This window comes from Achromobacter sp. UMC46 (genome assembly GCF_014170335.1).
Lineage (GTDB): Bacteria > Pseudomonadota > Gammaproteobacteria > Burkholderiales > Burkholderiaceae_B > Achromobacter.
Genome location: NZ_LZZS01000005.1, coordinates 577,856 through 603,537, shown reverse-complemented (window position 1 = coordinate 603,537; position 25,682 = coordinate 577,856). Strand labels below are relative to the sequence as shown.

Here is a 25,682-nt window from a genome sequence, read left to right as displayed (position 1 = left end):
CATGGCAAAGACAGAGACCGCCGCACCGCGCGAGGAAAGCGGGGATTCCGAACGCCGTCGCGAACTGGTGCTGACCGCGGGCCGGTTGTTCTGCAAGCACGGCTACGAGCGCACGACGGTGCGCGAGCTGGCGCGCGCCGTGGGCCTGCAATCCGGCAGCCTGTTCCATCATTTCCGCAGCAAGGAGGCGATCCTGGTGGCGGTCATGAACAACGGCATCCAGGAAGTGATCGACGACGGCGAACGGGCGCTGGCGCGGTACGACACGCCGGCGGACCGCCTGGCGGCCCTGTTCCGCGTCCACATGTGGAGCATGCTGCATGGCGCCGGCGGCGACGCGATGAACGCGCTGGTGTATGAATGGCGCAGCCTGTCCACGCCCAGCCAGTCAGCCGTGAAGGCGTTGAGCGACCGCTACGAGGCCATGTGGCAATCGGTGGTGGCGGACGCGGTCGCGGCCGGGCTGATCAAGGGCGATGCGCGCGTGATCAAGCGCTGCGTGCTGGGGGCGATGAACCTGACGGTGCAGTGGTACAAGCCCGGCGGACGGTTGGCGCCCGCCGAGTTCATCGATGCGATGCTGCTGGCGGCGTTGCCCGCCTTGCCCGCAGGGGTGGGGACGTGGCCGGTGGCGGTCAGCCGCGACGCTTGAGGAAGGCGCCGACGGCGCAGGCGATGCCCAGCGCCAGTAGCGAGCCCGAGACGGGAAGCAGGAAGTCCGCTTCGCCGTGGTAGCCGCCGCCGGTGACGCCGCCTGCCACGCCGCCCATCCACAGCAGGGCGGTCAGCAGCGATGCCGCCGCCGCGATCGCGGCGGCGATGCACAGGGCGATGAACAGTGGCCGGCGGGGCCGCACGGGCGCGTACGGCGCGCCCGGCGGGATGCGGCGGGGTTGCTTGATCCAGTAGACCAGCCCCGCCACGACCAGCAGGAGCATCAGGATCTTGAAGATCATGATGCGGTCCGGTCTTCAGTCTTCACGGCGCAGGTGCGGGAAGAGGATGACGTCGCGGATGCTGGGGCTGTCGGTCAGCAGCATGACCAGGCGGTCGATGCCGATGCCGCAGCCGCCCGTCGGGGGCATGCCGTATTCCAGGGCGCGGATGTAGTCCGCGTCATAGAACATGGCCTCTTCGTCGCCGGCGTCCTTGGCTTCGACTTGCGAGCGGAAGCGTTCGGCCTGGTCTTCAGGATCGTTCAGCTCGGAGAAGCCGTTGGCGATCTCGCGGCCCGTCATGAAGAGCTCGAAACGCTCGGTGATGCCTTCGCGCGTGTCGGAGGCGCGCGCCAGCGGCGACACTTCGATCGGGTAGTCGATGATGTAGGTCGGGTTCCAGAGCTTGGCTTCGGCGGTCTCTTCGAACAGTGCCAGTTGCAGCGCGCCCAGGCCGGCGCGCGCCAGCACGGGGCCGTCGGCGTCCGCGCCCAGCTTCTTCAACTCGGCGCGCACGAAGGCGGCGTCGTCCAGCTGGGCCTGGGTGTAGCCCGGCGCGTACTTCAGGATGGCTTCGCAGATCGTCAGGCGGTCGAACGGCTTGGAAAGATCCAGCTCGCGTTCGCCATACGTGAGGACGGCGCTGCCGGTGGCCGAGATGGCCGCCTGGCGGATCAGTTCTTCCGTGAAGTCCATCAGCCAGCGGTATTCCGCGAAGGCCGCATAGAACTCCATCATCGTGAATTCAGGGTTGTGGCGCGGGCTGACGCCTTCGTTGCGGAAGTTGCGATTGACTTCGAACACGCGTTCGAAGCCGCCGACGATCAACCGCTTCAGGTAGAGCTCGGGCGCGATGCGCAGGTACATTTCCATGTCCAGCGCGTTGTGGTGCGTCACGAAGGGCTTGGCCGCCGCACCGCCCGGAATCGGGTGCAGCATGGGCGTTTCCACTTCGAGGAAGCCGGCGTTCAGCATGAACTGGCGGATGCTGCCCACGGCCTTGCTGCGCGCTTCGAACGTGCGGCGGGTGGTGTCCGTCATGATCAGGTCGACGTAGCGCTGGCGGTAGCGCAATTCCTGGTCGGCCACGCCGTGGAACTTGTCCGGCAGCGGGCGCAACGATTTCGACAGCAGGCGGGCGGTGGCGGCGTGCACCGACAGTTCGCCCTTGTTCGTCTTGAAGACCGACCCTTCGATCGCGATGATGTCGCCGATGTCCCATTGCTTGAACGCGGCGTAGTTGTCTTCGCCCAGCGTGCCGCGGTCCAGGTAGATCTGGATGCGGCCGGTGCTGTCTTGCAGCGTGGCGAAGCTGGCCTTGCCCATGACGCGCTTGAGCATCATGCGGCCGGCGACCTTGACGGTGACGGCGGCGGCGGCCAGCGCTTCCTGCTCTTGGCCGTCGTACTTGTCATGCAGGGCGGCGGCGCGGGCGTCCGGGACGAAATCGTTGGGGTACGCGACCCCGGTTTCGCGCAGTTTGGCCAGCTTGGCGCGCCGTTCGGCGATCAAGCGGTTTTCATCCTGGGCGGGGGCCGGAGTGGTCGAGTGGTCGGTCATGGTCGGGGAATCAATCGTAATTGCGGATGTCGTCGATTTCAGTCGTGCCGAAATCTTCGCGATCCAGGTAGGCGAGGATGCGGGAGGCCACGTTGGCGGGCGAAGACAGCTTGCCCGTGGCGTGGAAGTCCTGGAATTTGGCCAGCGCCGGGAAGCTTTCCGGGTCGCTGGAACGGATGGTCGCCTGCATGTCGGTGTCGACGATGCCGGGGGCCAGCGCGACGATGCGCGCGCCGTCGGCGCCCTGTTCCTGCTTGACCACGCGCGAATACATGTCGAGCGCGGCCTTCGTGGCGCAGTACACGCCCCAGCCGGCGTTCGGGTTGCGGCCCGCGCCGGAGGAGATGTTCAGCACGCGGCGGTCGGCCGCCAGGTCTTCGACGGCGGCCAGGAAGCGCGCGGTCAGCAGCATGACGGCGGTGACGTTCAGATTGAAGGCCGTCGTGATGGCGGCGCTGTCGATCAGCGCGTCGGTGCCGGTGACCGGGTGGACCGTGCCGGCGTTGTTGATCAGCAGATAGCGGCGCGCGTCGCGCGGCAGGGCGGCGCAGATGCGTTCGGCGGTGGCTTCCGCGGCTTTCAAGTCCGAGAGGTCCACGGACAACTGTTCCAGCTGCACGTCTTGCGAACGCGCGTAGGCGGTCAGTTCGGGGTCTTCGCGGCGGGCCAGCGTGATCAGGCGGGTGCCCGGTTTGGCCAGGCCGCGCGCCATGGCGGCGCCGATGCCGCGCGATGCGCCGGTCAGGATTGCAATGGTGTCAGACATTCGTGGACCTCTGGGTGCGGTTAGCGGAAGTATCGCGACAGACTTAAACGCCTTGCTTCAGGCTGGCCTGGATGAAGGGATCCAGGTCGCCGTCCAGCACTTTCTGCGTGTTGGAGATTTCGACGTTCGTGCGCAGGTCCTTGATGCGGCTCTGGTCCAGCACGTAGGAACGGATCTGATGGCCCCAGCCCACATCGGTCTTGGAGTCTTCCAGCTTCTGCTGTTCGGCCATGCGGTTGCGCATTTCCAGTTCGTAGAGCTTGGATTTCAGCATCTGCATCGCTTCGGCGCGGTTGCGGTGCTGCGAGCGGTCGTTCTGGCACTGCACCACGATCCCGGTGGGGATGTGGGTCAGGCGCACGGCGGAGTCGGTCTTGTTGATGTGCTGGCCGCCCGCGCCCGAGGCGCGGTAGGTGTCCACGCGCAGGTCGGCGGGGTTCACATCGACTTCGAACGAATCATCGACTTCGGGGTACACGAACACGCTGGCGAACGACGTGTGGCGGCCGCCCGAGGAATCGAACGGGCTCTTGCGGACCAGGCGGTGCACGCCGGTTTCGGTGCGCAGGTAGCCAAAGGCGTATTCACCTTCGATCTTGATCGTGGCGGACTTCAGGCCCGCGACTTCGCCCTCGGATTCTTCCAGGATTTCGGCCTTGAAGCCCTTGCGTTCGGCGTACTTCAGGTACTGGCGCAACAGCATCGACGCCCAGTCCTGCGCTTCCGTGCCGCCTGCGCCTGCCTGGATGTCCACGAAGCAGTTCAGGGGATCGGCCGGATTGGAGAACATGCGGCGGAATTCCAGGTCTTCCAGCTTTTCCTGGTAGCCGTTGGCGTCCAGTTCGATGGATTCGAGCGTGGAATCGTCGTCGTCGGCCTTGGCCATTTCGAACAGCTCGTTGGCGTCGGCCAGGCCCATGCCAAGGCCCGTGAGCGTTTCCACCACGGTTTCCAGCGCTTTCTTTTCACGGCCCAGATCCTGGGCGTGCTTGGGGTCGTTCCAGACGGCCGGGTCTTCGAGCTCGGCGTTTACGACTTGCAGGCGTTCAGCTTTGGCATCGTAGTCAAAGATACCTCCGTAGAGCCTGTTCGCGCTCCGCGTAATCGGCGAGGCGGGCTGCGAGCTGGTTCTGACGTTCGGCTTCCATGATGATCGTATCCTGATGACTTTTGTGCGAAACCTGGCATTTTACCGTGGATGGCCCGACTGCGCGGGCGCGTGTTGCAAGAAAGGGGACGGATGTGTCTCTAGGGGTTTGCGCGGAGTGGGCCAAGTTGTTCAGTTTTTTGTCACCTTGTGCGCTCTAGGCTTGATTCGGCGGCCGTTGCGTCCCCATTGAGGGACGGGACCGCCCAGCCGGCAATCCGCAGGCAGATCCCGCCAGAGGACAGGAGACACAGATGGAAAACACGATGACCCCCGGGGTCACGCCGGCGATCCCGGCGAGTGAGGAGGACCGCATCTACCGCAAGGTGGGATGGCGGTTGGTGCCGCTATTGGTGGTTTGCTACGTCGTGGCCTACCTGGACCGCGTGAACGTGGGTTTCGCCAAGCTGCAGATGCTGCAGGAGCTTCAGTTCAGCGAGACGGTCTACGGGCTGGGCGCGGGCATCTTCTTCATCGGTTACTTCATTTTCGAGATCCCCAGCAACATCATCCTGCACAAGGTGGGGGCCCGGATCTGGATCGCGCGGATCATGATCACGTGGGGCATCATTTCGGCCTGCATGATGTTCGTGACGAGCGCGCACATGTTCTACGCGCTGCGCTTTCTGCTGGGCGCGGCCGAGGCCGGCTTTTTCCCCGGCATCATCCTGTACCTGACCTACTGGTATCCGGCCGCGCGGCGCGGACGCATCACGACCTTCTTCATGACCGCGGTGCCCATGTCCGGCTTGATCGGCGGTCCGGTGTCGGGGTGGATCATGTCCACGTTCCACGGCGACCACGGCCTGTCTGGGTGGCAGTGGCTGTTCCTGCTGGAGGGCATCCCGTCGGTGGTGATCGGCGTGCTGGTGCTGATCTATCTGGATGACCGCATCAACAAGGCCAAGTGGCTGACCGCCACTGAAAAAGCGGTGCTGATCCGCAATATCGCGGCCGAAGAGCAGCAGAAGGAAGATCCGCCGATCCGCGCCGCGCTGACCCGCCCGCGCGTCTGGGCCATGGCGCTGATCTACTTTTCATTCGTAATGGGCCTTTATGGCGTGGGCTTCTGGATGCCGAGCCTGATCAAGAGCACGGGCGTGCAGAGTCCGCTGGCGATCGGCTTGCTGACGGCGATCCCGAACCTGTTCGCCGTGATCGGCATGATCCTGATTTCGCGCAATTCCGACCGGCTGCGCGAGCGCCGCTGGCACGTGGCGCTGCCGGCCCTGTTCGGGGCGGTGGGCCTGTTCTTTTCGGCTGTCTGGAGCGGCAATACCGTCCTGGCGATCTTGGCCCTGACGGTGGCCAACATCGGCATCTGCACGGTGCTGCCGCTGTTCTGGAGCCTGCCGACCGCCTTGCTGGGCGGCACGGCGGCGGCGGCCGGCATCGCGCTGATCAACTCGGTGGGCAACCTGGCGGGCTTCGTCAGCCCGTATCTGGTGGGCTGGCTGAAGGACATGACCGGTACGACCAACACCGGGCTGTACATGCTGTCGGGCTGCCTGGTGGTGGGGGCGCTGGTGGCGCTGGCGCAACCGGCCAGGCTGGTGAACAAATAACCGGATCCGCCTTTGGGCGGCAAGACGGCGGCGGGGGCTTGCGAGAGCCTCCGCCGTTTTTCACGTGCGGCTTTAGCCGTCAGGCAGTACGTCAGGCGGCGTGTTCGATGACGAGCTGCACCGACACCATGCCGTTCCAGACGTTCTGCTCCAGGCGGTAGGCGGCCTGGATGTGTTCGGGCAAGGACTGGTCGTGGCCGAACCAGATGGCGTCGAAGCGCTGGTGGCCGCGTTCCAGCGACAGCTTCAGATGCTTTTCGCCCACCAGGCGCTGGTTGCGCACGGTGAATTCATCCAGGAACAGCGGCGCGGCGAAGCCTGCGCCCCAGACCTGCTGCTGGAGCATGCCCGCGACATCGGCGTTGGCGTAGCCGGACTCCAGCGAGCCGTCGGTTTCGATGACGGGTTCGAAGGTGTCGCGACCCGTCAGTTCGCGCACGGCGGCGTCGAACGCGGGGGCGAAGGCTGCGAAGTCTTCGCGGCCGAGCGTCAGGCCGGCCGCCATCGCGTGGCCGCCGAACTTGCGGATCAGGTCGGGATGGCGCTTGGACACGAGGTCCAGCGCGTCGCGCAGGTGCACGTCGGGAATCGATCGGCCGGAGCCGCGGATCTCGTCGTCGCCGGCCGGGGCGAAGGCCAGCGTGGGGCGCCAGAACTTCTCTTTCAGGCGCGACGCCACCAGGCCCACCACGCCCTGGTGCCAGCCCGGGTCGAACACGCAGACCGTGGCGCCCGCCGCGGCGTTGGGCGCTTCCATGGCGGCCAGCGCCTGTTCGCGCATTTCGGCTTCGATGGTGCGGCGTTCGCGGTTGATGTTGTCGAGCTCGCGCGCCATTTCCAGCGCCTGGGCTTCGTCGTCGGTCGTCAGGCAGGCGATGCCCAGGCTCATGTCGGCCAGGCGGCCCGCGGCGTTGATGCGGGGGCCGAGCGCGAAGCCCAGATCGAAGCCGTTGGCGCTGCGCGGTTCGCGTCCGGCCACGGCGAACAACGCCCGCAGGCCGGGTTGCAGACGGCCGCTGCGCATGCGTTGCAGGCCTTGCGTGACCAGCAGGCGGTTGTTGGCGTCCAGCTTGACCACGTCGGCCACCGTGCCAAGCGCGACCAGGTCGGACAGCGTGTCCAGGCGCGGGCCGCCGTCGGCCGCGTACACGCCGCGGCGGCGCAGTTCGGCGCGCAGCGCCAGCATCATGTAGAAGATGACGCCCACGCCCGCCAGGTTCTTGGACGGAAAGCCGCAGCCCGGCTGGTTGGGGTTCACGATGGCCAGCGCGTCGGGCAGGGTGTCGCCCGGCAAGTGGTGGTCGGTGATGACGACGCCGATGCCGGCCGCGTTGGCGGCGGCTACGCCGTCCACGCTGGCGATGCCGTTGTCCACGGTGATGATGATGTCGGGCTTGCCGCTGCGGTGCCGGACGGCCAGGTCGACCACGGCGGGCGACAGGCCATAGCCGGTCTCGAAGCGGTTGGGCACCAGGAAGTCGACGTCGGCGCCCATCGCGGACAGGGCGCGCAGGCCGACGGCGCAGGCGGTGGCGCCGTCGCAGTCGTAGTCGGCCACGATCAGCATTTTCTTGCCGGACTGCAGGGCGTCGGCCAGCACGCCGGCGGCGTGCGCCGAGTGCGTCAGGCCGGCGGGCGGCAGCAGCGACGGCCAGGCGAGCTTGGTCTGGTCGGGGTGGGTGACGCCGCGAGCGGCCCACAGGCGGGCCAGCAGGGGATGGATGCCCGAGGCTTCCAGGACGCGGCAGGCATCCAGGTCGGCGGGGCGGACGGTTAAGCGGGGTGTGACCACCAGGCGCTCCAGTTTTTCTTGGGTGCGGGCAGCAAGCCAAGCAGGCCCCCGCGCGGTTTCAGGGTAAGGGCGACCTGGCGGTCGTCGCCCAGCAGCAGCAGTTCGGCGGGCGAGTCGGGCACGCCCTGCTTGCCGGCCAGGGGCCGGAGATCCCGGGCGTCCAGCTCGGCCAGGGCGTCCAGCCAGGTGGACCAGTCGCCGGTGCGCTGCGGCGCATCCAGCGCGGTCAGCACGCGTTCGGGACCTGCCGGCGCGATGGGCCAGGGCTTGCCGCCGCCATACAGCCACAGGGCGTTGACGGGGGCCACGCCGCGGGCGGCGCGGGCATCGTTGACGGGGTGTTCGTGCCACGCCATCTGTATTTCATTCAGCAACCGCCGCCAGGGGCGCGTTTCCGTATCCTGGCGCCACCAGTCGTTCAGACGTTGGCCGGCCACGACGTGCGGCGAGGCGGTCTGCGGACGCAGGCCGTCGGGCAGCCGCAGGCGCCACCGCTGGGGGGACAGGGCCTCCACGGCGAAACCGGTGCCTTCGAACAGCGGCCGGGCCGTGTCCAGCAACGCGGCGGTTTCTTCGGGCAGCAGGTCCATCTGGCCGGGGTCCAGCAGGTTGGCGTGGTCGGCGCCCAGCGCCAGGTGGACCAGTTCGGCCAGCCAGACGGCCTGGCCGCCAGAGGCCTGGCCGCCGGCCAGCAAGGGACCCAGGCCGGCGCCTTGCAGCAGGTCGGGGTCGGGCGTGTAGCCCGCGCGGCGCAATTGCCAGGATTCGAAGGCGGTGCAGCCGTGGCCGCGCACGTCGAAGGCGGCCGGCCGCGCCGTGCCGGCCAGCAGCCAGCGGTGCAGCGTGGGCGCGCGTTCGGGCAGAAGCTTGGCCAGTTCGGCGGCAACGGGAAGGGCGGGCAGGGCGCCCGGAATGACGATCAGCATGGCCGGGATTGTAGTCCGGCCGGGCCAGGGGAACTAAGCGGCGCCGGCAACTGCCATAGGTTGACACGCCTGGTCGTGGAACCGCACATCCGCGGCGCGGTTTCCAGGCTGTTAATGCCATAATGCGCACGTGCTGAAAATACCCTATGAACTCTGGATAGGCGCCCGCTATGCCGGGTTGGCCCGAATCCGCCAGCGACGCGGGCGCCGCGATCGCTTCATCTCTTTCATTGCCGCCAGCTCCATGGCGGGCATCGCGCTGGGCGTCGCCGCCTTGATCGTGGTGCTGTCCGTGATGAACGGGTTTCAAAAAGAAGTGCGCGACCGCATGCTGTCGGTGCTGCCGCACATCGAGCTCTACATTCCGGGGGCCTTGCCCGAACGGGTGCTGGAGCAATGGCAGCAGTTCGCCGACGCGGCCAAGCAGAACCCCGAGGTCAAGGCCGGTGCGCCTTTTGTGGCGGCCCAGGGCATGCTGGTGCGAGGGCAGGCGCTGCGGGGCGTGCAGGTGCGCGGCATCGATCCTGCCACCGAAGGCAACGTGTCCGACCTGCCGCGCCAGATGGTGTCGGGCAAGCTGACCGACCTGAAGGCCGGCGGCTTCGGCGTGGTGCTGGGCAACGAACTGGCTGACGGCCTGGGCGTGAAGCTGGGCGACACGCTGCTGATGATGGCGCCGCAAGGCTCGATCAGTCCGGCGGGCTTCGCGCCGCGCATGCGCCAGTTCACCGTGGTGGGCGTGTTCTCGTCCGGCCACTATGAATACGATTCCTCGCTGGCTTTCGTCGACAACGAAGACGCCGCGCGCGTGTTCCGGGAAAGCGGCACGGCCGGCGTGCGCCTGCGCATCGCCGACATGCAGAAGGCGCCCGAAGTGGCCAGCGAATTGAAGAAAGTGCTGCCGCCGTATGTGATGGCCAGCGACTGGTCGCGCAACAACCGCACCTGGTTCGCGGCCGTGCAGACTGAAAAGCGCATGATGTTCCTGATCCTGGCGCTGATCGTCGCCGTGGCGGCGTTCAACCTGCTGTCGTCGCTGGTGATGGCCGTGAAGGACAAGCAGTCCGACATCGCCATCCTGCGCACGCTGGGGGCGGGGCCGGGCGAGGTGGCCCGCATCTTCCTGGTGCAGGGTGCGCTGATCGGCGTCATCGGCACCTTGCTGGGTGTCGCGGGCGGTATCGTCATCGCGTACAACGTGGACGTGATCGTGCCCTTCATCGAACGCTTGCTGGGCGTGCATTTCCTGCCGCGCGAAGTCTATTTCATCAGCGCCTTGCCGTCCGACCCGCAAGTGGGCGACATCATCACGATCGGCCTGACGTCCCTGGTGCTGTCGCTGCTGGCGACGCTGTATCCCAGCTGGCGCGCATCGCGCCTGCAACCCGCACAGGTGCTGCGCCATGATTGATGCCCCCAACCGCACATCTTCGACGCCTGCCCTGCAGGCCGAGAACATCGTCAAGGTCTACGACGAAGGCCCGGCCCGCATCGAAGTGCTCAGCAACGTCAGCCTGTCTGTCGCGCGCGGCGAGATGGTCGCCATCGTCGGCGCATCGGGCTCGGGCAAGAGCACGTTGCTGCATATCCTGGGCTTGCTGGATGTGCCGACCAGCGGTTCGGTGTCGGTGGACGGGAACCTGGCGGTCGGCTTGTCCGAAGCCAAGAAGAGCGCCGTGCGCAACAGCAGCCTGGGCTTCGTGTATCAGTTCCATCACCTGCTGGCCGAGTTTTCGGCGCTGGACAATGTGGCGATGCCGCTGATCGTGCGCCGTGAGAACCGCGACAAGGCCCGCGAGGCTGCGCGCGAGGTGCTGGCGCTGGTGGGCCTTGCGGCCCGCGAAGACCACTTCCCGGGGCAGCTGTCTGGCGGCGAACGCCAGCGGGTGGCGCTGGCGCGCGCGCTGGTGACGCGGCCGGTGTGCGTGCTGGCCGATGAGCCCACGGGCAACCTGGACCGCAATACGGCGCACAAGATGTTCGAGCTGCTGACCCGCGTGAACCAGGAATCGGGCACGGCGTTCGCCATCGTGACGCATGACTCTGAATTGGCCGCCCGGGCCGACCGCCAACTGCTGATGGAAAACGGCCGGCTGGTATCGGGATAAGCCAATACGGGTGGATAATCCTGCCAAGGAGGCCACGCCCATGCTGATCGACACCCACTGCCATCTGGATGCCGCCGAGTTCGACCCCGACCGCCAGCAGGTGGCCGACCATGCCTGCGAGGCCGGCGTCCAATCCATTGTGATTCCGGCCATCGAACGCGCCAATTTCCCCATCGTGCGGGATCTGGCCGCCCGGATCGCGGGCGGCGCGTACGCGCTGGGCATCCATCCGCTGTATGTGCAGCGTGCCGACGACGCCGACCTGGACGTGCTGCGCGAGACCATCAAGCAGTCGCTGGGGGACCCGCGATTCGTCGCTATCGGCGAGATCGGGCTGGATTTCTTCGTGCCCGAGATCTCGTCCGGCGAACCGCGCGAACGCCAGGAGCGCTTCTATGCGGCGCAGTTGGCGATGGCCGCGGAGTTCCGCCTGCCGGTGCTGCTGCATGTGCGCCGGTCGCAAGACATCCTGCTGAAGCATTTGCGCCGCCACGGCCGCATCGGCGGAATCGCGCATGCCTTCAACGGCAGCGCGCAGCAGGCGCAGGCCTTCATCGATCAGGGGTTCGCGTTGGGGATGGGCGGGGCCATGACTTACGAACGCGCCTTGCAGATCCGCCGCCATGCGGTGGACGTGGACCTGGCGCACCTGGTGCTGGAAACCGATGCGCCGGATATCCCGCCGGCCTGGCTGCATCCGCCCCAGCGGCGCAACCGGCCGGGGGAACTCGCCCGCATCGCCGGGGTGCTGGCCGACCTGCGCGGCATCTCGGCCGCCCAGGTGGCGCACGCCACCACCGCCAACGCCATGCGGGTCTTGCCCCGCTTGCCGGCCGCCATCCTGGCCGACGCTGATTGAGCAGAACAGCCTACGCCGCCAACAGCGGCAGTTCCATGCGGACGCTCAGGCCTTGAGGCGACACGTTGCGGGCAGAGATCCGGCCTTTGTGGGCCGAGATCGCCGCTTGCGCGATGGAAAGGCCCAGGCCGGCGCCGGAGCCGGGCACGGCCGCGCCGGAGGCGGTGCGGAAGAACGGTTCAAACAAGGACTCCAGGTCGGCGGGCGGCACGCCCGGGCCGCGGTCTTCGATTTCCAGGCAGGCCTCGCGCGCGCCGATCAGCAGCCGGACCCGGATCGCGCTGTGCGCGGGGGCGAAGCGAAGCGCGTTGCGCAACACGTTTTCGACGGCGCTGGCCAGGCTGTCGCGATCGCCCGTCAACAGGACCGGCGCCGGGCTGTCCCATAGGATGCGCACTTGCTGTTCGCCGGCCTCGTAGCGGGCATCGTCCACGACGGCCGCCACGACGCTGGTCAAGTCCAGCGTCTCGCTGGGTTCGGGCTGGGCGCCCAGGCGCGCCAGGCGCAAGGTGTTGCCGACCAGCGTGTCCAGGCGTTCGCATTCGCGTTCGATGCGGTCCAGCTGCACGTCCTGGCGCTCGTCCTTGCGCCGTGCCAGTTCGGCGGCCAGCCGCAGCCTGGCGAGGGGGGAACGCAGCTCGTGCGCGATGTTGTGCAGCAGCTGTTCGCGGGTGTCGACCAGCGCCTTTAGCCGATCGGCCATGGCGTTGAAGTCGCGCGCCAGCAGGCCGAGTTCGTCCTTGCGCCCGGCAAGCTTGGGCGGCGTCTGGGCGTCCAGGCGGCCGGCGGCCAGCGCATGCGTGGCCTGGCGCAATTGCGTCAGCGGCGCGGTGACATGGCGGGTCAGGGCCCAGCATAGCGGCGCGGTGACCGCCAGCGCGAAAAGCAGCAGCGCCATCGCCACGGGCGACAGGCCCAGCACTTCCCAATGCGACGAGTCGAAGGGCAGGAACAGCATCAGCAGTTGCGATCCGTCCGGCAGGTCAAGCAGCTGCGGCTGCCACCAGGAAACGCGCTCGCCGACGGGATCGGGCTGCAGATAGTCCGCCTGCGGGGACCGTTCGGTCGCTGCGCGGTACGCCGTGAGCCAATCGTGCGTGCGCGCGGGCAGGGGGCGGCCCAGGATTTCGGTGTCGCGGGCGTCCAGCACGTAGATCTTCAGCGCCGAGTAGCGTTGATCCATGGCGACGACCCAGCGTTCCAGGCCGTCCATGCCGTGGTTGCGCGCGATTTGCCGGGCGTCGTGGGTCAGGCTGGCGGGATTCAGGCCGTCCAGCGAATTGATGCGGTACCAGGCGACCGTCGCGGTGAACAGCATGCCGCACACCAGGATGATGGTCATGGCGCCCCAGAAGGTCAGGAACGCGCGCCAGAAGAGCGACCGGTTGGGCAGCGGCCAGGACATCAGGCGGCGCCCGCCAGCACGTAGCCCAGCCCCCGCAGATTGCGGATCGACAAGGTGTCGCCGGACGCGTCCAGGCGCAGTTTCTTGCGCAGGGTGCTGATGTGGGTGTCGATGCTGCGGTCGTAGCGCTCCGGCCGGCGCCCCAGCGCGTACATGCCGATCTGTTCCCGGGCGATGACCTGGCCCGGGGCGCGCATCAGGAGTTCCAGGATGCGTTGTTCGGCGCCCGTCAGCAGGATGTCCTCGCCGTCCAGCCGGACCCTGCCGCTGGCGGGGTCCAGCGTCAATGCGCCCAGCGTCAGGCTGGCCGAGGTGGCTTCGGGCACTTCTTCGAAGCGCCGCAGCACGGCGGTGATGCGGGCCTTGAGTTCGCGCGGGCTGAAGGGCTTGGCCAGATAGTCGTCGGCGCCGAATTCCAGCCCCAGCACGCGATCGGTTTCGCCGCCGTGCGCCGTGAACATGATGACAGGCCGGCGCGAGCGTTGCCGGTATTGCTTGAGCAGGTCCAGCCCGTTGCCGTCCGGCAGCATCAGGTCAAGCAGCACCAGGTCGTAGTCGTCTCGCCCCAGCAGGGCAAGGCCCTGGGCGCCGGAATGGGCCAGCGTGAGCAGGCAGTGATTGGGTTCGAGGTATTCACGCAGCATCTGTGCAAGCTCGACGTCGTCGTCGATGAGCAGGATGCGGTGTGCGACCGCTGAGTGAGAAAAAGGCATCCGTATTGAGTGTCCCGCACCCGGTAGTGTGGCGCATCGCCTTGCCGCCGAGTGTCAAGAAGTGCGAAGAAGATAAAAGTTGTGGAAAGGCGTTTGCGCGGCTCCAACACCCTCAATTCTAATATGAGAATAGTTTTCATTAAGAAATGAGGGGTGGGCTTAGGGCCGCACGAGGGGTGCGGCACGGGCCTGGTACCGGAGAAAGCGGAATCATGAGCAGCAAAGATCTGGCCCTGGGCGGCCGCATTCGGATGTCACGCACGCGGTTGACGGCGGCACTTTGCGCGGCGGGACTGGGCATGGGCCCGGCAGCGGTTTGGGCGCAGGCGAGCGATTCCGCCAAGACGATGGATACGGTGGTGGTGACCGCCAGCGGGTTCGAGCAGCAGATCCAGGACGCCCCGGCGTCGATCAGCGTGATCACCCGCGAAGACCTGGACAAGAAGTTCTACCGCGATGTGAACGACGCGCTGCTGGAAGTGCCGGGCGTCATCATCACGGGCGGGGGCGACCGCCAGGACATCAGCCTGCGCGGCATGGGCCCGCAGTACACGCTGATCCTGATCGACGGCAAGCGCCAGACCTCGCGGGAAACGCGCACCAACTCGGACTCCGCCGGGGTGGAAGGCGGCTGGACGCCGCCGCTGGCCGCCATCGAACGGATCGAAGTCGTGCGGGGCCCGATGTCGTCGCTGTATGGCTCGGACGCCATGGGCGGCGTGATCAACATCATCACCCGCAAGGTGCCCAACGAGTGGGGCGGCGAAATCCGGATGGACACGACCATCCAGGAAAGCAACAAATCGGGCGACATCTATCAAGGCAATTTCTACCTGTCCGGGCCCATCAAGACCGACCTGCTGGGCTTGCAGATCTATGGCCAGGCGTCGCAACGCGACGAAGACGACATCATCAACGGCTTCCGCAAGCGCAACTCGGACAGCGTGACGGCCAAGCTGGCGCTTACGCCCAACCGCGACCACGACATCGTGCTGGAAGGTACGACGATGCGCCAGAAGTACGAGAACACGCTGGGCAAGACGGTCGCGCCGCAGCCGCCGGGCGTCGCATGCGGACGCAACGGTTGCCCCGCCTCGTCGGAGACGGATTACCGCAGCAACAAGTGGGCGCTGTCGCACACGGGGCGCTGGGGCTGGGCGGTGTCGGACAGCTACGTGCAGCAGGAAGAGTTCGACAACCGTTCGCGGCAGATGAAGATCAAGAACCTGAACCTGCAATCCAGCTGGACGCTGCCGCTGGGTTCGCACATGTTGACCCTGGGTGGCACGTATCTCAGCCAGCGCCTGAACGACCAGACCGGCAATCAGCTGGCGGGCGGCCCCAGCAAGATCGACCGCTACCAATGGGCGTTGTTCGCCGAAGACGAGTGGCGCCTGACCGAAAGCTTCGCCGTCACGGGCGGCCTGCGCATGGACGAGGACGAGAACTTCGGCACGCACTTCAGTCCGCGCCTGTACGGCGTATGGCACATGGCCGAGCGGTGGACGCTGAAAGGCGGCGTCTCCACGGGTTTCCGGGCACCGGACCTGCGCCAGACGGTGGCGGGTTGGGGGCAGGTCAGCCGCGGCGGCAACATGTACGGCAACCCGGACCTGACGCCCGAGAAGTCGGTGACCGAGGAAATCGGCATCCTGTATGACGACGGTGAAGGCTTCAACGCCGGCCTGACCGTGTTCAACAATGATTTCAAGGACAAGATCACCCGCGTGGGTTGCCCGGTTTCACAATGCACCGAGGGCCCGAACCAGTTCGGCGCCAACCCCACGACCTACATGAACGTGGACAAGGCGGTGTCGCGCGGCGTGGAAGCCAACCTGAAGCTGCCGCTGGGCCGCGACTGGTCGCTGACCGGCAGCTATACGTTCACCAAGTCCGAGCAGAAGTCGGGCCAGTACCAGGGCCAGCCCCTGAACCAGTTGCCCAAGCACCTGTTCACGACCACGGTGAATTGGCAGGCGTCTGACGCGCTGCAAGCGTGGGCCCGGCTGAACTACCGCGGCAAGGAAAGCCAGCCCATTACCAGCGCGTCGTCGTCTTCGTTCATCGCGCCGTCCTACACCTTTGTGGATCTGGGCGGATCGTATGCCGTGAACAAGACCGTGTCGGTGTACGCCGGCATCTACAACCTGTTCGACAAACAGGTCACCTACGACGATTACGAGTTCGTGGAAGACGGCCGCCGTTACTGGCTGGGCGTGGGTGTGAAGTTCTGATCCTGAGGGAAATGGGGGGCGCTAGCGTCCCCCGCAACATGAAGAGGTATGTATGACGAAGCAAGGAAACATGGGCTGTGCCCGTCGTTGGCTGATCCAGGCCGGCGCCGCGTTGGCGATGGGTGCCGCGACGGCGGTGTGCGCGGCACAAGCCACGATGCCCGTCAAGCATGCGCGCGGCGAGACCGCCGTTCCGGCCAACCCCACGAAGACCGTCGTGATGGACATGGCCGTGCTGGACACGATGCAGGCGCTGGGGATCGACGTGATGGGCGTGCCGACCGTCGCCAAGTGGCCGCCCCAACTGGCCCAATACACTGACCAGCGCTATTTGAAGGTCGGGTCGCTGTTCGAGCCGAACTACGAGGTCATCCACGCCGCGCAGCCTCAGGTGATCTTCGTGGCCGGCCGGTCGGCGCCGAAGTACGACGAATTGGCCAAACTGGCGCCGACCGTCGACTTGACGGCCAATCCCAAGGACCTGGTCGGCAGCGTGACGCGCAGCACCGAGACGCTGGCGGCCATCTATGGCAAGCAGCCGCAGGCCAGGCAGAAGCTGGAGGCGTTGCGCGCATCGATCTCGGCATTGCATGGCCAGGCAGCCAGCGCCGGCACGGCGCTGATCATACTGACGACGGGCGGCAAGATGAGCGCCTATGGCCCCGGTTCGCGCTTTGGCGTGATCCATGACGCGTTCGGCGTGAAGCCCGCCGCAGCCGGTCTGAACGTGTCGAACCACGGCCAGGCGATTTCGTTCGAGTTCATCGCCCAGACCGATCCCGACTGGTTGTTCGTGATCGACCGCGATGCCGCGATCGGTCGCGAAGGCGTGTCGGCCCAGCGCATGCTGGACAACGATCTGGTGCGTCCGACCAAGGCGTGGAAGAACAAGCGCGTGGTGTACCTGAACGGCTTCAACTGGTATTTGCTGGGCAGCGCCGGTCTGACGTCGATGCAACAGAACGTGGACGAAATCGCCGCGGCGCTGGCGCAAGGAAAGTAAGCGGCATGGGTGTTGCGCGGAAGGGCCGCCGGTGAACTGGCGGCGGACGATCAGCGGGTGGGGCGGCCTGGCCGCCGTGGTGGTGCTGTTGGCAGTGCTGTGCATCGCCAGCGTCAGCCTGGGCGCCGGGCAGCTGTCTTTGGCCGCGCTGTGGGGCGGGGGCGAGGATGCCGAACGCGCCGGGCGTTTCCTGATGGTCAGCCGCGTGCCGCGCACCGTGGCGTTGCTGCTGGCCGGCATGTCGCTGGCGGTGGCGGGCCTGATCATGCAGATGCTGGTGCGCAACCGCTTCGTGGAACCCACGACGGCCGGCACCGTCGAGTCCGCGACGCTGGGCATTCTGGTCATCACCTTGCTGGCGCCCGACACGCCGGTGATCGGCAAGATGCTGACCGCCACGGCTTTTGCGCTGGCGGGCACCTTGCTATTCCTGGCGCTGCTGCGCCGGGTGCCGTTGCGCACGCCCTTCATCGTCCCGCTGATCGGCTTGATCCTGGGCGGCGTGATCCACGCGGTGACCACCTTCGTGGCGTTCCGCTTCGATCTGTTGCAGTCGCTGCATGCCTGGACCACGGGCGATTTCTCGGGCGTGCTGCGCGGCCGCTACGAATTGCTATGGATCGGCTTTGCCCTCGCGTGCGCGGCTTATGCGGCCGCCGACCGCTATACCGTGGCCGGCATGGGGCGGGAATTCGCCTCCAACCTGGGGCTGAACCACGCCCGCTTGACCCTGGTCGGCCTGCTGATCGTGTCCGCAATTTCCGCCGTGGTGGTGGTGACGGCGGGCGGCATCCCGTTCCTGGGCCTGATCGTGCCCAACGCGGTCAGCCTGGTGCTGGGCGACAACATGCGCCGGTCCATCCCATGGGTCGCCGCGCTGGGCGGCGTCTTCGTGCTGGCCTGCGACATCATCGGCCGGCTGGTGATCCACCCCTATGAAATCCCGATCGGCACGGTGGTCGGCGTGCTGGGCAGCGTCCTGTTCCTGGGGTTGCTGCGCATGCGGAGGAACCGCCTTGGCTGACATCCCGTTTACCGCCGCCGGCGGCCCGGCCCGCCGCACGCCGCAGTCCCTGCGCCTGATGTGGCTAGGCGCGGCCGCGCTGGCGTGCGTCGTGGCGTTCATGACGCTGGGCGCCAACGGCCAGTGGTCGTTCGTGATTCCGTTTCGCGGCGGCAAGCTGGCCGCGATGCTGCTGGTGGCGTATGCCGTGGCGGTGTCGTCGGTGCTGTTCCAGACCATCACGCACAACCGCATCCTGACACCCGCGATCATGGGCTTCGACGCGTTGTACCTGCTGATTCAGGCCGTCGTCGTGTTCGGCTTCGGGCAGGCGGCGACGGCCGCGAACCACCCCGTGGCGGCCTTCCTGCTGGAAGTCGGCGCCATGACCGCGTTTGCCTGCCTGCTGTTCCGTTGGCTGTTTTCGGACGCGGTGCGCAGCCTGCACCTGATGATGCTGGTGGGCATCGTCTTCGGGCTGCTGTTCCGCAGCCTGTCCAACTTCGTGGTCAGGCTGATCGATCCCAACGAATTCCTGGTGCTGCAGGACCGGATGTTCGCCAGCTTCAATTCGGTGCGCGTGTCGCTGTTGCCGATTGCGGCGGGCGCCGTGTGCGTGGCGACGGTACTGGTCTGGCGCATGCGGCACCGCTACGACGTGCTGGCGCTGGGCCGCGAGATCGCGGTCAACCTGGGGGTGGACTACCGCCGCAGCCTGATGCTGACGCTGGCGGCAATCGCCGTGCTGGTGTCGGTGTCGACGGCGCTGGTCGGGCCCGTGACCTTCTTCGGCCTGCTGGTCAGCAACCTGGCCTATCAGGCCATGGGTTCCGACAAGCATCGGTACACGATCCCCGCCGCGACGCTTCTGAGCGTGATCTTCCTGGTGGGCGGCCAGACGCTGCTGGAGCGCGTGCTGGGCCTGAACACCACGGTCAGCGTGGTGATCGAATTCGTGGGCGGCGTGATGTTCCTCTTCCTGATCCTGCGCAAGGGGCGCCGATGATAGAGATCCGACAACTCAGCAAGCAGTACGGCGACAGCGTGGTCGTCGACGACGTCAACCTGTTGCTGCCGGCAAACGGCGTCACCGCCATCATCGGGCCGAACGGCGCGGGCAAATCAACCTTGCTGTCGATGATCAGCCGTCTGCTGCCGATGTCGGCCGGGCACGTCCTGGTGGACGGGCTGGACGTGACGCGCGCGGACAGCCGCGAGCTGGCGTGCCGGCTGTCCATCCTGCGCCAGGACAATCATCTGCCGTTGCGGCTGACGGTGCGCGACCTGGTGGCGTTCGGCCGCTACCCGTACACCGGCGGGCGGCTGACGCTGGACGACAAGGCGCACATCGACCGCGCCATCGCCTATCTGGACCTGGAGCCGCTGGCCGGCCGCTATCTGGACGAGATGTCCGGCGGCCAGCGCCAGCGCGCATTCGTGGCGATGGTGCTGTGCCAGGACACGCGCTACGTGCTGCTGGACGAACCGCTGAACAGCCTGGACATGAAGCATGCCGTCGCCATGATGGCCACCTTGCGCCGCGCGGCCGACGAATTGGGCAAGACGGTGGTGCTGGTGCTGCACGACATCAACTTCGCGTCCAGCTATGCGGACCGCATCGTGGCGATGCGGCAGGGGCGCATCGCGCATCAGGGCGCGCCGGCGGAACTGATCCGGTCCGAGGTGCTGAGCCCGTTGTACGAAATGCCGATCGACGTGCACGAGATCGGCGGCAAGCGGATCTGCGTGTATTACCGGTAGGGGCGGGCGGCGTTCGACGCATCGCCGCCGCCCGCCTTCGGATACTTCAGCGCGCAGGTTCGGCGCTGGTGTTCAAGCCGGCCTGGCGCGCCGCGCGGTGGCGGCGTTCCAGCATGACGGCCCACAGCCACAAGGGCATGCTGCCGATGGCGAGCAGGCTGCCGACCCAGCCGGTGGAGGTCCAGCCCAGGCCCGCGGCAATCGCCAAACCGCCCAGGAACGGGCCCAGCGCGTTGGCGGTATTGAAGGCCGAGTGGTTTAACGCCGCGGCCAGGCCTTGGGCATCGCCCGCGACGTCCATCAGGCGCGTCTGCAGCACCGTGCCCAGCGCACCGCCCACGCCTACCAGGAACACGTTCAAGGTGATCAGCCAGACGTTGTGCGCCATCAGCGGGAACAGCGCGAGCACGACGGCGGACCACAGCAGCAGCAAGCCGGCGGTGCGCATGACGGCGCGGTCGGCGAAGACCGGCACCACCATGTTGCCGACGGTCAGGCCGACGCCGAACGCGCTGAGCACGAACGGCACCGTCGTGGGCGCCACTTGCGTGACGGCCGTCAGCGTGTCGGCCAGATAGGTGTAGACCGAGAACAGGCCGCCGAAGCCGACCGCGCCGATCGCCAGCGTGATCCAGACCTGGCCGCGGCCCAGCGCGCTCAGTTCGCGCAGCGGGCTGGCCTTATGGTCGGCCGGGGTGTCGGGCGCGTAGACCGCCACGCTGATCATCGTCAGCACCGCCAGCAGGGACACCAGGCCGAAGCTCCAGCGCCAGCCGATCACCTGGCCCAGCCAGTTGGCCATCGGCACGCCCACGATGGTGGCGACCGTCAGGCCCAGGAACACGCGTCCCACGGCGACGGTGCGCCGGTTGGCGGGCACGAGCGAACTGGCCACCAGCGACGCGATGCCGAAGTACGCGCCATGGGGCAACCCGCTCAGGAAGCGGAAAAACAGCATCCAGTGGTAGTCGGGCGCGATGGCGCTCAAGCCGTTGCCGATGGCGAAAAGGCCCATCAGGGCGATCAGCAGCCGGCGGCGCGGCATCCTGGCGCCAAGCACGGCCAGGATAGGGGCGCCGACCACCACGCCCAGCGCATAGGCGCTGATGACGTGGCCGGCAGTGGGCGCGTCGATGCCCAGCGATTGGGAGAAGTAGGGCAGCAGGCTCATCGTGGCGAACTCGGTGGTTCCGATGGCGAAGCTGCCGACAGCAAGGGCAAGCAGCACCAGCGCGGGCCGGTGCTGCGTGGAAGCAGGGTGGGACATGTGATTACAAGGGGGATTCGCTGAATTGTTGCGTCGCAACAGCGGTATTGTAAGCACACTGAGCTGTCATTTGAATGTCTACGCCGCAGAAGCCGCAGCGCGGATGGCGGTGCAGGCGGCCGGCCCCAAGGTTGCCTTGGGGCCGACCCGCGCGCTTACTGGGTGAGATCCACCGCGTAGCGCGACAACTGCGTCGTGGCGTCCGGGGTGGCGTCATGCACCGAGACGTTGGTGACGCCGTGCGCCGTGGCCATCGCCAGCGTGCCGGGCACCGACCAGAACACGACGGGGCCGGCCAGCGCGCCCAGCGGCTTGAAGCGCCAGCTGCGGTCCAGACCGAAGGTGGCCAGGTCCAGCGTGGGGTTCTTCTTGATGTAGCTGATCAGCACATCGCGGCTGGCATCCGGCGCTTGCAGCACGATGTCGCCCTTGCCGCCCGCCAGGCCCGGGAAGTCGCCACCGCCGCTGGCGCGGTAGTTGTTGGTGACGACGAGGAACTGCGCGGCCGGGTCCAGCGGCGTGCCCTGATAGGTCAGCCCCGAAATGCGCGAGCCTTTGGGCTGGCTGACGTCGATCTGGTACTTCAGCGCGTTGCCCGCGGCGTACAGCACGTCGAAGTTGAACGTGGGGAAGCTGGTGTCGACCAGGTCTTGCGGGGCGACCAGGGCGGGGTCGATCTGCTTGAACTGTTCGGCCGTCTTCTCCAGCCACTGGCGCACGATGTCGCCCGTGACCCGCACGACTTGCAGCGTGTTGGGGTACAGATAGAGGTCGGCGGCGTTGTTGATCGCCACATTGCCCTGCTTGACGAAGGTGAAGTCGCCCGGACCGTTGCGGCCGCCCTTGAACGGCGCGGCGGCCGACAGGATGGGCAGGTTGCCGTAGGACGGGCTGTTCTTGGCGATGTAGTCCGTCAGGTAGTCGATCTGCGCCATGTTCACGATCTGCAGGGCCGACACGTCGCCCGTCAGCGCGTAGTAGGTGGCCATGTCGAACTGGCTTTGCCCGATCGGCGTTTTCACGTAGGCGATCGTGGCGGCGTGCTCGACCTGCACCAGTTGCTGCACGGCGGAGTCCGAGGCCACATACGTCGCAGGCGTGGCGCCGCTTTGCGCGGTCAGGCGGGTGGAGAGGCGCTGGACGGTGGTCGCGTCCTTCAGCACCTTCCAGCCCTTGTCATACGAGAGCTTCAACGTGATCTGGCCCAGATTGTTGCCCCATTGGCCGGCCTGCACCGCCGGCACGCCATTGATCAGGCCTTTCTCCAGGTCGATGCCGGGCTGGCCCCGGAACTGGGATGTGGCGCTGGTGTCGGGGAACAGCAGGTGCTGGTGGCCGGTGATCAGCGCGTCGATGCCCGGCACCTGGCTCAGGTAGCCCGCGCCGTTCTCCATCGACGGGCTGTAGGCGGTCTTCATGTCGATGCCGCCGTGCGCCAGCGCCACGATCAGGTCGGCGCCGGCGGCCTTCATGTCGGGCACGAAGCGCTGCGCGGTCTCTTTCCAGCCGGTGACTTCGACGTGGCCTTCCAGGTTGGCCTTGTCCCATTGCAGGATGGGCGGGGGCGCAAAGCCGATGACACCCACTTTCAGCGGCACCTCGATCGTCTTGCCGCTGGCGTCCGTGGCCTTGAAGGTCTTCTCCAGCAGCACCCAGGGCTTGAAGATGGGCTGCTTGCTGGCGGCCGACACCACGTTGGCCGAGACGAAGGGGAAGCCCGGTGCGGCGCAGTCCTTGGCGCCTGCCGGATTGGTCTCTGCCGTGCCCTTGCCGATGCCGGCCAGACCGAAGTCCACGTTCGTGATCTGCGACAGGAAGGGCAGGCCATAGTTGAATTCGTGGTTGCCCATCGTGCCTGCGTCATAGGCCAGCAGCTTCATCTGCTTGTAGATCGCGATCATGTCCGAGCACTGCACGGGCGACACCAGCGCCTGGTAGTCGGACAGGGCGGTGCCCTGGATGGTGTCGCCGTTGTCGAACAGCAGCGTGTTGGCGTACTGCTTGCGGGCGTTGGCGATCAGCGTGGCGGTCCGGTCCACGCCGTAGCTCTTGTCTTCGGCCAGCTTGTAGTAGTCGTAGCCCAGCACATTGGCGTGCAGGTCGGTGGTGGCAAGAATGGCCACGTCCAGCGCGGCGCCTTGCGGCACGCTGACTTCGGGCGGGGGCGTGACCGTGCCGGCGTCATCGTCGTCGTCATCGCCGCCGCAGCCGGCAAGGCCTGCCGCCAGCGCCAGGCTGGCGGACACCGCAAAGAGTTTTCGTACGTGTGGCTTCACCGTCTTTCCTCCGGGTTTGAAGGGAATCAATTTTGGGGACAGCGTGTGACCTGGTGGTGACATGGGCACGGGGCGGGCGGCGCCGGGTTCGCGCACGGGTGGCACGGGGATGCTGACGAAAAACTGAATGGGATGCGTGTCTCATTTATCGTGGCCGCCACACAACGGAATGATAAATAAATTGCGAGTGATTCTCATTGTCAAGAGAATGGCGGTTCGTTCCATTTCAAACGACTTCAGAAAGACCTGCCACGGCCATGCACGCCCCTAGATCCCTCTCCGCAGCACTGCTTGCCCTGGCGCCGCTTGCCAGCCCGGCCCCCGCCCACGGCCAATCCAATACGCCGACGTTGCCGGCCGTCAGCGTCGTCGGCAGCGACGATGCGCAAAAAAGCTACAACCCGCCCGATTCCACCAGCGCCACCAAGATCGACGCGCCGCTGCGCGACATTCCGCAGACGGTGAACGTAGTGCCCGCCGAAGTCCTGCGCGACCAGCACGCGAGTTCGATGCAGGATGCGTTGAAGAACGTGCCGGGCGTCAGCTTTTCAACCGGCGACGGCCAGCGCGACCAGGTGTCGATCCGCGGCTTCACGGCCATCGCCGACCAGTTCGTCGACGGCTTCCGCGACGACGCGCTGTACTTCCGCGATCTGTCCAACGTCGAGCGCATCGACGTCATCAAGGGGCCGGCGGCGGTGCTGTACGGCCGGGGTTCGTCCGGGGGCTTGATCAACCGCATCACCAAGAAGCCGGGCGAGGACATTTCGCAAGTGGGCCTGAGCTACGGCGGGTGGAACGACCGCCGGCTGGACCTGGACCTGGGCCGCGCGAATGAAAGCGGCAGCATGGCCTGGCGCCTGACCGGCGCGGTCGAGAAGGGCGACAGCTATCGCGACAAGCAATTCCTGGACCGCAAGGCCATCGCGCCGTCGGCGCAGCTGCGCCTGGGCGAAGACACGACCTTCCTGATCCAGACCGAATTCCTGGAAGACCGCCGCATCACGGACTTCGGCATTCCCGCCTATCAGGGCCGGCCCGTGAACGTGGACCCGTCCACGTACTACGGCGCCGAGAATGCGCGCGACGTGGATTACTCGCAGGCGCGCGTCCAGTCCTACGCCGGCACGCTGAACCACCGGTTCAATGAAAACTGGTCGCTGCGCAACGCCACGCGCTACTACCACTACACGCTGAACCGCAACAACACGTTGCCCGGCGTCGTGAACGAAGCCGCGCAAACGGTGACGCTGAACCGGTCCAATGTGCTGCGCGACGAACATGGCTGGACCAACCAGACCGAGCTGATGCAGCGCGCGCAGTGGGGCTCCGTGCGCCACGATATCCTGTACGGGGTGGAAGTGGGCCAGCAGAACAAGGACCTGGTGAACTATTCGGCCAACGCCGTGGCCACCGTCAACCTGTTCAACCCGGTGCTGCCGACCCTGCCGCTGCAGGTTCCCGGCAATCCCGGCACGAACAACCTGGGCCGCTTCAACACGCTGGGCCTGTACGTGCAGGACATGGTGTCGCTGGGCGATCACTGGAAGGTGCTGGGCGGCGTGCGACACGACCGCTTCGAGCAGAAGACCGAAGACCGCCGCAACGGCACGGACCTGGCCCGCACGGATTCCAATTGGAGCCCGCGCCTGGGGCTGGTGTTCCAGCCCGATACGGTGCAGTCGTACTACGTGTCGTGGAGCCAGTCGTACCAGCCTTCCGGCGAAGCGTTCTCGCTGGCGGCCAACAACGCGGAACTGGCGCCCGAGAAGACGACCAACTATGAAGTCGGCGCCAAGTACGACTTCCTGGACGGCAAGCTGTCGACGACCGTGTCCGTCTTCCGCCTGGAACGCACCGACATCAAGGTGGCCAACCCCGTCACCAACACGCTGGTGCCGGTGGGCACGCAGCGGACCGACGGCGCGGAATGGACGCTGTCGGGTGACCTGTCCAATGGCTGGCGCGCCATGCTGGGCTACGCCTATCTGGATGCGCGCGTGACCAAGTCGGTCGCCCGCGATGCGGGGCAGGACGTGGAAGGCAAGCGCGCGACGTTGACGCCCCGCCACGCCGCCAACCTGTGGGTGACCAAGGATCTGGGCGAGGGCTTTGGCGCGGGCGCCGGCCTGAACCTGGTAGGCGCGCGCTTCGCGAACCCGGGCAACACGGTCACCTTGCCGGGCTACGTGACGGCGGACGCCGCCGCGTGGTGGCGCAAGGGGCCGTATGCGGTGCAGTTGAACGTGTACAACCTGTTCGACGCCGGCTACATCGTGTCGGGCCACGGCAGTAGCCCGAACCTGAACATGCCGGGTGCGCCGCGCAACGCGATGCTGAGCCTGCAGTATCGGATGTAGGC

21 protein-coding genes are annotated in these 25,682 nt (G+C 66.8%); 11 read left to right on the top strand and 10 right to left on the bottom strand.

Annotated features, from left to right (window positions below):
• The first annotated feature begins 1 nt into the window (after position 1).
• The gene (locus tag A9973_RS10475; RefSeq protein WP_183013690.1) at positions 2-652 is read left to right on the top strand and encodes a TetR/AcrR family transcriptional regulator; all 651 of its coding nucleotides are present in this window, start codon (positions 2-4) and stop codon (positions 650-652) included.
• Here the strand turns inward: A9973_RS10475 and A9973_RS10470 are convergent.
• From A9973_RS10470 to prfB, 4 genes are all read right to left on the bottom strand, one after another.
• Positions 636-956: a preprotein translocase subunit TatB gene (locus tag A9973_RS10470; protein WP_183013689.1), complete on the bottom strand. Its 321-nt coding sequence runs from the start codon at positions 954-956 to the stop codon at positions 636-638. The two genes, A9973_RS10475 and A9973_RS10470, sit on opposite strands and share 17 nt — an antisense overlap.
• Positions 957-971: 15 nt before the next feature.
• Positions 972-2,495 (bottom strand): lysine--tRNA ligase, encoded by a 1,524-nt coding sequence (lysS, locus tag A9973_RS10465; RefSeq protein ID WP_183013688.1) that lies wholly within the window; start codon positions 2,493-2,495, stop codon positions 972-974.
• Between the two features lie 10 nt (positions 2,496-2,505).
• Positions 2,506-3,261 (bottom strand): SDR family oxidoreductase, encoded by a 756-nt coding sequence (locus tag A9973_RS10460; RefSeq protein WP_183013687.1) that lies wholly within the window; start codon positions 3,259-3,261, stop codon positions 2,506-2,508.
• A 43-nt stretch (positions 3,262-3,304) separates the two neighbouring features.
• A protein-coding gene (prfB, locus tag A9973_RS10455) for a peptide chain release factor 2 (protein WP_105557697.1) occupies positions 3,305-4,409 on the bottom strand; the annotation gives its coding sequence in 2 pieces (ribosomal slippage) (positions 3,305-4,327 and positions 4,329-4,409; 1,104 coding nt in all).
• 253 nt (positions 4,410-4,662) lie between these two features.
• Between prfB and A9973_RS10450 the strand changes: the two genes are divergently transcribed.
• On the top strand, positions 4,663-5,973 hold the full coding sequence (locus A9973_RS10450) for an MFS transporter (protein ID WP_183013686.1): 1,311 nt from the start codon (positions 4,663-4,665) through the stop codon (positions 5,971-5,973).
• A 91-nt stretch (positions 5,974-6,064) separates the two neighbouring features.
• Here the strand turns inward: A9973_RS10450 and recJ are convergent, their stop codons facing one another.
• Entirely contained in the window at positions 6,065-7,765 is a 1,701-nt protein-coding gene (recJ, locus tag A9973_RS10445) for a single-stranded-DNA-specific exonuclease RecJ (protein WP_183013685.1), read from the bottom strand.
• Complete coding sequence (locus A9973_RS10440) at positions 7,747-8,691, bottom strand: hypothetical protein (protein ID WP_183013684.1); 945 nt, start codon at positions 8,689-8,691, stop codon at positions 7,747-7,749. Before A9973_RS10440 ends, recJ begins: the two co-directional genes overlap by 19 nt.
• A 178-nt stretch (positions 8,692-8,869) precedes the next feature.
• Here A9973_RS10440 and A9973_RS10435 point away from each other — a divergent pair, with 178 nt between their 5' ends.
• From A9973_RS10435 to A9973_RS10425, 3 genes are read left to right on the top strand one after another with little or no spacing between them, the layout of a single operon-like run.
• Positions 8,870-10,102 (top strand): lipoprotein-releasing ABC transporter permease subunit, encoded by a 1,233-nt coding sequence (locus tag A9973_RS10435; RefSeq protein ID WP_255469116.1) that lies wholly within the window; start codon positions 8,870-8,872, stop codon positions 10,100-10,102.
• Positions 10,095-10,799 (top strand): ABC transporter ATP-binding protein, encoded by a 705-nt coding sequence (locus A9973_RS10430; RefSeq protein WP_183013682.1) that lies wholly within the window; start codon positions 10,095-10,097, stop codon positions 10,797-10,799. Before A9973_RS10435 ends, A9973_RS10430 begins: the two co-directional genes overlap by 8 nt.
• A 40-nt stretch (positions 10,800-10,839) precedes the next feature.
• A complete protein-coding gene (locus A9973_RS10425; protein WP_183013681.1) occupies positions 10,840-11,658 on the top strand; it encodes a TatD family hydrolase in 819 nt (272 codons plus the stop codon).
• Between the two features lie 10 nt (positions 11,659-11,668).
• Here the strand turns inward: A9973_RS10425 and A9973_RS10420 are convergent, their stop codons facing one another.
• Both A9973_RS10420 and A9973_RS10415 read right to left on the bottom strand, forming a co-directional pair.
• Positions 11,669-13,063 carry an ATP-binding protein gene (locus A9973_RS10420; protein ID WP_183013680.1) on the bottom strand — a complete coding sequence of 465 codons (1,395 nt, stop codon included), beginning with the start codon at positions 13,061-13,063 and terminating at the stop codon, positions 11,669-11,671.
• On the bottom strand, positions 13,063-13,776 hold the full coding sequence (locus A9973_RS10415; RefSeq protein ID WP_183013679.1) for a response regulator transcription factor: 714 nt from the start codon (positions 13,774-13,776) through the stop codon (positions 13,063-13,065). The genes A9973_RS10420 and A9973_RS10415 overlap by 1 nt, the downstream gene beginning before the upstream one ends.
• A 212-nt stretch (positions 13,777-13,988) precedes the next feature.
• On the opposite strand from A9973_RS10415, the gene A9973_RS10410 reads away from it, so the two are divergent.
• From A9973_RS10410 to A9973_RS10390, 5 genes are read left to right on the top strand one after another with little or no spacing between them, the layout of a single operon-like run.
• A complete protein-coding gene (locus A9973_RS10410; RefSeq protein WP_183013678.1) occupies positions 13,989-16,010 on the top strand; it encodes a ligand-gated channel protein in 2,022 nt (673 codons plus the stop codon).
• A 52-nt stretch (positions 16,011-16,062) separates the two neighbouring features.
• On the top strand, positions 16,063-17,013 hold the full coding sequence (locus A9973_RS10405) for a siderophore ABC transporter substrate-binding protein (RefSeq protein ID WP_183013677.1): 951 nt from the start codon (positions 16,063-16,065) through the stop codon (positions 17,011-17,013).
• A 31-nt stretch (positions 17,014-17,044) separates the two neighbouring features.
• A complete protein-coding gene (locus A9973_RS10400; protein ID WP_183013676.1) occupies positions 17,045-18,037 on the top strand; it encodes an iron chelate uptake ABC transporter family permease subunit in 993 nt (330 codons plus the stop codon).
• A 58-nt stretch (positions 18,038-18,095) separates the two neighbouring features.
• Positions 18,096-19,022, top strand: coding sequence for an iron chelate uptake ABC transporter family permease subunit (locus A9973_RS10395; RefSeq protein ID WP_183013795.1), 927 nt, complete (start codon positions 18,096-18,098; stop codon positions 19,020-19,022).
• Positions 19,019-19,777: an ABC transporter ATP-binding protein gene (locus A9973_RS10390; RefSeq protein WP_183013675.1), complete on the top strand. Its 759-nt coding sequence runs from the start codon at positions 19,019-19,021 to the stop codon at positions 19,775-19,777. Before A9973_RS10395 ends, A9973_RS10390 begins: the two co-directional genes overlap by 4 nt.
• A 46-nt stretch (positions 19,778-19,823) precedes the next feature.
• On the opposite strand, the gene A9973_RS10385 is transcribed toward A9973_RS10390, so the two are convergent.
• Together A9973_RS10385 and A9973_RS10380 are read right to left on the bottom strand one after the other, a co-directional pair.
• Positions 19,824-21,044, bottom strand: a complete 1,221-nt coding sequence (locus A9973_RS10385) for an MFS transporter (protein ID WP_183013674.1) — start codon at positions 21,042-21,044, stop codon at positions 19,824-19,826.
• 155 nt (positions 21,045-21,199) lie between these two features.
• Positions 21,200-23,320: a 5'-nucleotidase C-terminal domain-containing protein gene (locus A9973_RS10380; protein ID WP_183013673.1), complete on the bottom strand. Its 2,121-nt coding sequence runs from the start codon at positions 23,318-23,320 to the stop codon at positions 21,200-21,202.
• Positions 23,321-23,577: 257 nt separating this feature from the next.
• Here A9973_RS10380 and A9973_RS10375 point away from each other — a divergent pair, with 257 nt between their 5' ends.
• Positions 23,578-25,680, top strand: a complete 2,103-nt coding sequence (locus tag A9973_RS10375) for a TonB-dependent siderophore receptor (protein WP_183013672.1) — start codon at positions 23,578-23,580, stop codon at positions 25,678-25,680.
• The last annotated feature ends 2 nt before the right edge of the window (positions 25,681-25,682 follow it).